7 protein-coding genes are annotated in these 6,053 nt (G+C 38.1%); 4 read left to right on the plus strand and 3 right to left on the minus strand.

Going from position 1 to position 6,053, the window contains the following annotated elements; genetic code table 11:
• Positions 1-171: 171 nt before the first annotated feature.
• Positions 172-1,050 (minus strand): TraB/GumN family protein, encoded by an 879-nt coding sequence (locus F580_RS0123530; RefSeq protein WP_019030216.1) that lies wholly within the window; start codon positions 1,048-1,050, stop codon positions 172-174.
• Positions 1,051-1,284: 234 nt separating this feature from the next.
• Here F580_RS0123530 and F580_RS0123535 point away from each other — a divergent pair, with 234 nt between their 5' ends.
• The 4 genes from F580_RS0123535 (at position 1,285) to F580_RS0123550 (ending at position 3,805) form a co-directional block, all read left to right on the plus strand.
• Entirely contained in the window at positions 1,285-1,860 is a 576-nt protein-coding gene (locus tag F580_RS0123535) for a DUF4136 domain-containing protein (RefSeq protein ID WP_019030217.1), read from the plus strand.
• A gap of 100 nt (positions 1,861-1,960) precedes the next feature.
• Complete coding sequence (locus F580_RS0123540; protein ID WP_019030218.1) at positions 1,961-2,284, plus strand: ribonuclease E inhibitor RraB; 324 nt, start codon at positions 1,961-1,963, stop codon at positions 2,282-2,284.
• A gap of 52 nt (positions 2,285-2,336) precedes the next feature.
• A complete protein-coding gene (locus tag F580_RS0123545) occupies positions 2,337-2,963 on the plus strand; it encodes a lysophospholipid acyltransferase family protein (RefSeq protein WP_245560683.1) in 627 nt (208 codons plus the stop codon).
• 209 nt (positions 2,964-3,172) lie between these two features.
• Positions 3,173-3,805 carry an outer membrane beta-barrel protein gene (locus F580_RS0123550; RefSeq protein ID WP_019030220.1) on the plus strand — a complete coding sequence of 211 codons (633 nt, stop codon included), beginning with the start codon at positions 3,173-3,175 and terminating at the stop codon, positions 3,803-3,805.
• A 34-nt stretch (positions 3,806-3,839) separates the two neighbouring features.
• Here F580_RS0123550 and F580_RS0123555 read toward each other — a convergent pair whose 3' ends face one another.
• Together F580_RS0123555 and F580_RS0123560 are read right to left on the minus strand one after the other, a co-directional pair.
• Positions 3,840-4,508 carry a trimeric intracellular cation channel family protein gene (locus F580_RS0123555; protein WP_019030221.1) on the minus strand — a complete coding sequence of 223 codons (669 nt, stop codon included), beginning with the start codon at positions 4,506-4,508 and terminating at the stop codon, positions 3,840-3,842.
• A gap of 326 nt (positions 4,509-4,834) precedes the next feature.
• Positions 4,835-5,812, minus strand: coding sequence for a cobalamin biosynthesis protein CobD/CbiB (locus F580_RS0123560; RefSeq protein ID WP_019030222.1), 978 nt, complete (start codon positions 5,810-5,812; stop codon positions 4,835-4,837).
• Between the last annotated feature and the right edge of the window lie 241 nt (positions 5,813-6,053).

The raw sequence follows: 6,053 nt of genomic DNA on the forward strand, positions 1-6,053 counted from the left end.
GTGGTAAGGTGCTTAGTTTTAAGGATGTCAATCAAGACAGCCTTTGGTAGAAATAAAACCGGGTAACTATTGGGAAAAACCCTAGCCAGTTTTAGCTTAGCAAGTGATGCCCAAGCTTTAGGATGAACAAAGTCTGCTTGTGGTGAATCATTTTCAATTTTTATAAATATATTATAATTTTTCCACTCGATAACCGTTAGCTTTCAATAATGCTAAGACACTATTATCGCCAACTAAATGAGCAACACCCACCAAGACAAACTCTTTGTCATTATCATTAAACATCTGCTTGATATCTTTGACCCAATGGTGATTACGATCAGTTAATAGCGCTTTTAATGTTTTTGGATCATCTTTCATCGGTTCAATCGCTAACTTGTTTAATTTCTGTACGTCACCACTACGCCATGCGCTCAGTAAACCGGTAAACATAGTTTTAAAATCTTTCATCTGCTCAAGATTCGATTGAATAAACTTCTCTTCGTTACCCTCACCCATGTCGGCAATCATATTCATTTGAAATTCAACGGTTTCAAAATATTCTATCGTTTTATTATCCCGTGTCGCCTTTTTACTATAAAAGATATCCACGCCCTCTCCTGAAAACCCTGCCTTTTGTGCTTCTAGCATCACTAACAATGTCATCAAAAAACCCGGTTTAAAGCGCTCAAACATCATTAAATCTGCACCTAAGCTGGTTATATATTTACTGAGATCCTGCTTAGTTCTTGCCGAGACAAAATCACCAATAGTTTTACCCTCACCATAAGCCATTTGTTGCATCATTTTTATTTGAAAGGCGGTGTCACTCGCATCAGGTATCTTAGTTTCTAAAACAATACTGTCACTTTTTTTATAGGCTTGATCAAATTCAGCGGGTAATGGAAATTCTGCCGGTGGTAAAATATGCACAGTACCACCAATAAATATATGGTCATCACCTTTACTGACTTTCCATACGGAAGACTCTGCTACCGAGGTAAATGAAATCAGGCTCCCTGTGATTAATGAAACGCCCATGAGCAAATGTTTAAAATTAGTTTTAATCATATTAATATCCTTATTTTGCGGTCTGTGGAATAGCTAACTGATGACAATTAACTAAAAGCGGCTACCTTTTATAACGTATTGCTAGGACAGTTGTAAACTCGCCTTGTTGTCACACGCTAATTTTTAGCCTTAATTAAATCGATTATAAATAATTACCGCTTTAAATAGGTTTCACTGTTCAAAGCTTGGTCCAATTGTTAGGCTAGAGTTTTACTATTACCTTATTATGAGCCTGTGTTAAAAAACTCTATTATTACAATAGCCCTACCGATAAAGCTACTTTTAGTCTTTTTACTATTAGTCATAGTATCTGGCTGTAGCTCAAAGAAAAATCCGGTCATTTATTATAATAAATTTGACTTTTCGCAAGTGAAAAGTTACAGCTTTTATACCAGTGGCTCTGATTTTTTTGATAGTCAGAATTTATCACACGCCCAACGTAGTGGCATTGAGCTTGCTATTGAAAAAAGTTTAGACGCACAAGATTTTCACTACAGTGAGCTCGACCAGGCCGATATAATAGTGACTTATCACCTAGTAAAAAAACAACCGCAAGATTATGTAAACTATAACAAAGCCGTGCTATTTTGCTCTCATTGCCTTCGAGCCAATGCTTGGCAGCAAGACAATGGCGACTGGCAGGTATATCGCGGTGGTTTAATTATTGATTTAGTTGACCCGGTAAGAAAGCGCTCTGTTTGGCGTAGTATTTATCCGCTAAAATTTAAAACAAAAGATAACAGTAAAGAGCTCAATGAAAAAGTACTGGCAGCGGTAGATATCATGCTAACTCAGTACCCTGACAGGTAGAAAGTTGCCATCTCAATATTTTTTTAACAACACCCCTGTTAAAGTCGCTTTTCCCGTCTTATAATAGCCGCCTCTAATTGCATAACAATATTACTTTTATATGAACTTTCCAGATGATGAAACAGGCCAAGTATTAGCCGAAATGCACCAAGCAGGTATCGACTTAAGCCAATCACATGACGTGGTATTTTTTCATTTATTTGAGAAAGAAAGCCAAGCACAGGCTATGGTTGAACATATAAAAGAACACTTGCCGGCAGTAAAATGTAACTTACACCCCGATGAAACACCCAATGTATGGGATGTAGATTGCACCGTTGTTATGACACCATCACACGAAGCTATCGTGGCACAAGAAGACGCTTTTGAAAAAATAATTAATCAGTTTACTGGTTACACCGATGGCTGGGGGATTGAAGCTTAAATACCGCTTCTGAATAATATTCATGTTTAGCTTTTACCTAAAAAAATACTCCATGTACGTCTTCATCGCGGCTGAGTCTGTCGCACTTTCTCTGTGTAAGCGCCATGGTGCGTTGTTCAATCTTTTTCGAAAGTTTTTTGTTATCCGGATTGTACGAAGTGTCGGTGCTCGCGTAAATCTTACTGGCACTATCGATGCCGATACAGACATTCTCATTGTTAATCATCAAAGTATGTTTGATATATTCACTCTTGAAGAGGCTATAGGTTTGGATACTCGTTTTGTTGGTAGAACTGGTATTATGGATAAATGGCCCGTATCTCGTATTGTCGATAGGGTTGGCCATATTACCGTTGATCAAAAAGATCGTCGCGCCATCATCAAATTATTAAAAGACGTTAAAATGTGCAAAGGTAAAAAGGTCATCATTTTTCCTGAAGGGACTCGCTCACAATCAGGGAAAATTGAACCTTTCGAAGCCGGTGCAAAATTATTAGTTGAAAAGCTTAAATTGAAAGCCCAGCCCGTTGTCATTAAAAATATTTTAGATATTTATAACGAGTCAGATAAAACGGCCACTTCAGGTACCATTGAAATAGAAGCTTTACCGGCAATTACCATTACCGATGGTTGGTACGAGCAGACTCACCGTCAAATGAATAAAACCTTCAGCCAGTAATTTCAATTATCGGCTAATACCAAATGGATTAATTCGGTGATCACTTAATTAGTTCGATTGGTCTAAAATCTTAGTAGAGAATAAAAAACTGTAACTTTATTCTCTACTAGCTTTGTTGAAAATGACATTGTGAATAGTATTTCCAATGGATATTTTTCAAAGTTATCTATAATTGTATATCTTATTAGTTTCTGCAAAGGATGCCGAACATGAAGTTATCTAACTTATTAGCCCTTTCATTATTTTCTCTTTCATTACTTTGTAGCAACTCAAACGCCCAAGAAACCGATAAAAACACCTTAAATTTAACCACTCAAGAGCGCCAACATAACTTTGGGTTAGTCATTGGTTTTGCCATCGGTGAATATAAAAACTCAACTCAAGACGGCGATGGTTTTATCCAACACTATTTGTTTTATAACTACCGGATCATTGATAATTTTTCAGTAGAAGTTGCTTACAATACTGCAACAGAATTTGATAGTTGGCAGTGTATTGAAACAGGTGAAGACAGTTTTACTTGTGGTAGTAGAGATAAACTCTTGTTTGGTTTATTAGCCAATGAAATGGAACTCGATAGTTTTGTTGTCGCGATTAAGGGGCAAGCACCGTTATCAAAACGTAATAGTTTATATGCTAAGTTAGGCGGTCAATATTATGATTATAAGTTCACCCGTAATGGTCACTTTGTTGAAGGTGAAGATGGCACTGGCGTTTTCTTTGAAGCGGGTTGGCAGTTTCAATGGGGTATGGGTATTGGTATGAATGTCGGCTTACGTTATCAAGACTTGGGTGAATTAACCTTAAAATCACCCAACGTTGGTATTAGCTACGCTTTCTAAATTAACTTGATAAAGAGCGACTTAGCTAAATAACCTAAATACTTTTATTTTTATCCTTCGCAGCGGTTTTACTCTGCTCTTTACTTGGCTTCTCGACAATATGAAAAGCCGGTAAAGATACATGCCAATAAATAGCCGCTAAACGTAAAACAAGCGCAGCGGTTATCGAAGTGATAATAGCGTTGGTATCAGACCAATTAAGCCACTGTAGAAAGATAAATAGCGCCCCTCCCAACATTGCTGCCAGCGCATATATCTCTTCGCGTAAAATCATCGGAATTACATTACATAAAACGTCACGAATCATACCGCCGGCAACCCCCGTGATAGTACCTAGCACGACAGCGACAGGAATCGGCGCGCCCAAAACTAACGCCTTTTGCGTACCTAACACGGCAAATAATGCCAAACCCAAAGCATCGGCAATCAATAAAAAACGCTTCGGAATTCGTTTCGGTTGCCTGATAAAGACGATAGTGAGGAGCGCAGTCGCCAAAATAACATAGAGATAGTAAGGTTTAACGACCCAAAATACCGGTGTTTGCAATATAACATCACGAATAGTACCACCACCTACTGCAGTAACGGAGGCCAGCACTACAACGCCAAAAGGATCAAGCTGATAACGCCCTGCCATCAGCGCACCGGATAAAGCAAAAACAATAATACCAAAAATATCTAAATAAAATAAAAGTTCAGTCATAGTTATACCAAGTTGATTAAGTTCTTTCCCACTCAGCGAGAGTTAAAGGGTTTAGAGGCAAGGCATTGATTGAAGAGAATGGTTATTCAGGAGAATATGCTCCTGCATTCTCTAAGAGGCTACATCCGTGTAGCGTCCTTGTCAAAATCAATAACGCAGTATATGAACCCTTTAAACTCGCCCTATGGGAGCTTACTCAATGCCCAATAACATCGTTAAATTTATTTGGTTTAGAATAACTAGACCTAAACCAATTTTACTTGTTCTTGAACATTAAGTAAAACTCTGAGCTGGGAAGAAATTTAATCAAATTGGTATTAAACCAATTAATTAAAGACTTTTGCAGTAAAAATAAACTGCCAACTTAGCGCAAATAAAGCGAGAAAAAACAAACTGCTAAAGATAGAAAAATGTATTTTACTAGTCGCTTTAATAATATCTTTCGGCTCAGGTTGTTTGCCAAGATCATTAAAGGCGACTTTACGTAGCTTTTCCTGTTGATACATAGCGACTCCCCCTAACCTGACCGCCAGCGAAAAAGCATGCACACTCATAACAAAGTCATTATTGAGTTTAAAGAAATGGCCTCGGGTCAAACGCCAAAATAATAAACTGCCCTGACCTAGCGTGCTCAGCAATATAAATAAAGCCATTAACCGACAAGGCAACCACTGCATAAGTTGGACGAATAACTGACTATAAAAACCGAAGTGTTTAAATTGCGCTAACTTAGTATTCCAACAATAGTGCATTTCTAGTATTAACCTATAGCTCAATGCCGCTAATGGGCCAAAACTAATGAAGAGGAAACTAACCACATATATTTGTTGCGCACTACGCAAGAGCTGCATTTCAATAGCCGCTTTACTCAGGCCTACTTGTGAAAGCGGCGCTGTTTCTCGTAACGTTAGCGGTGTGAGGATTTTTTTTGCTAGGTGGTTTTTTTTAGCAACTAGGGCTTGCGCAATACTGTTGTTTATCTGCCCGAAGTTCAAATTGCCTAGGGCGAAATACAGTAATAGCCCTTGCCACAAATAATCAACCGCAATAAAGTCAGCGAATAGCGATAAAATGATCACGATTGGCACCAACGTCACCAGTAGTGCCCCTAAACCTGCAATGGTTTGATGTTGCGCGCTACTGCCACTGTTATTAACTTTAGTACTTAGCTGTAAACAATAAAATTGAAAATAGCGTAAAGGTTCGTGAGCGATAAAATGACTCGTTAACGTTTTTATCAACAGCACTACCGTGAGCATTAATACATGATAAGTAAACGGGGCTAACTCAGTTAGTGCTGTCATTGATTATCCTAGTCGATTTTCTTTATATTTCAGCTGTGTTAAGAGTTTTCCCTTTAAGCTGAGCTAACATATTGAGGACCAATTGCGATGAGTTAACCGCCGCGGTTTCTAAATATTCTTCAAAGGTATGTGGTGATTATTTACCGGCAATATCTGACAGTGAACGGAATACCTTTAATTAAGCTGCGTTTTATCTTTAAGCTGCGCTAACATATTCAATACTAACTGCGATGAGTTAACC

This window comes from Colwellia piezophila ATCC BAA-637, assembly GCF_000378625.1.
In the GTDB taxonomy this organism is placed as follows: Bacteria; Pseudomonadota; Gammaproteobacteria; order Enterobacterales; family Alteromonadaceae; genus Colwellia; species Colwellia piezophila.

Excerpts from the sequence above, each read along its gene's own strand:
- F580_RS0123530 (WP_019030216.1), bottom strand. The coding sequence starts at position 1,050 with ATGATTAAAACTAATTTTAAACATTTGCTCATGGGCGTTTCATTAATC.
- F580_RS0123540 (WP_019030218.1), top strand. The coding sequence starts at position 1,961 with ATGAACTTTCCAGATGATGAAACAGGCCAAGTATTAGCCGAAATGCAC.
- F580_RS0123545 (WP_245560683.1), top strand. The coding sequence starts at position 2,337 with ATGTACGTCTTCATCGCGGCTGAGTCTGTCGCACTTTCTCTGTGTAAG.
- F580_RS0123550 (WP_019030220.1), top strand. The coding sequence starts at position 3,173 with ATGAAGTTATCTAACTTATTAGCCCTTTCATTATTTTCTCTTTCATTA.
- F580_RS0123555 (WP_019030221.1), bottom strand. The coding sequence starts at position 4,508 with ATGACTGAACTTTTATTTTATTTAGATATTTTTGGTATTATTGTTTTT.
- F580_RS0123560 (WP_019030222.1), bottom strand. The coding sequence starts at position 5,812 with ATGACAGCACTAACTGAGTTAGCCCCGTTTACTTATCATGTATTAATG.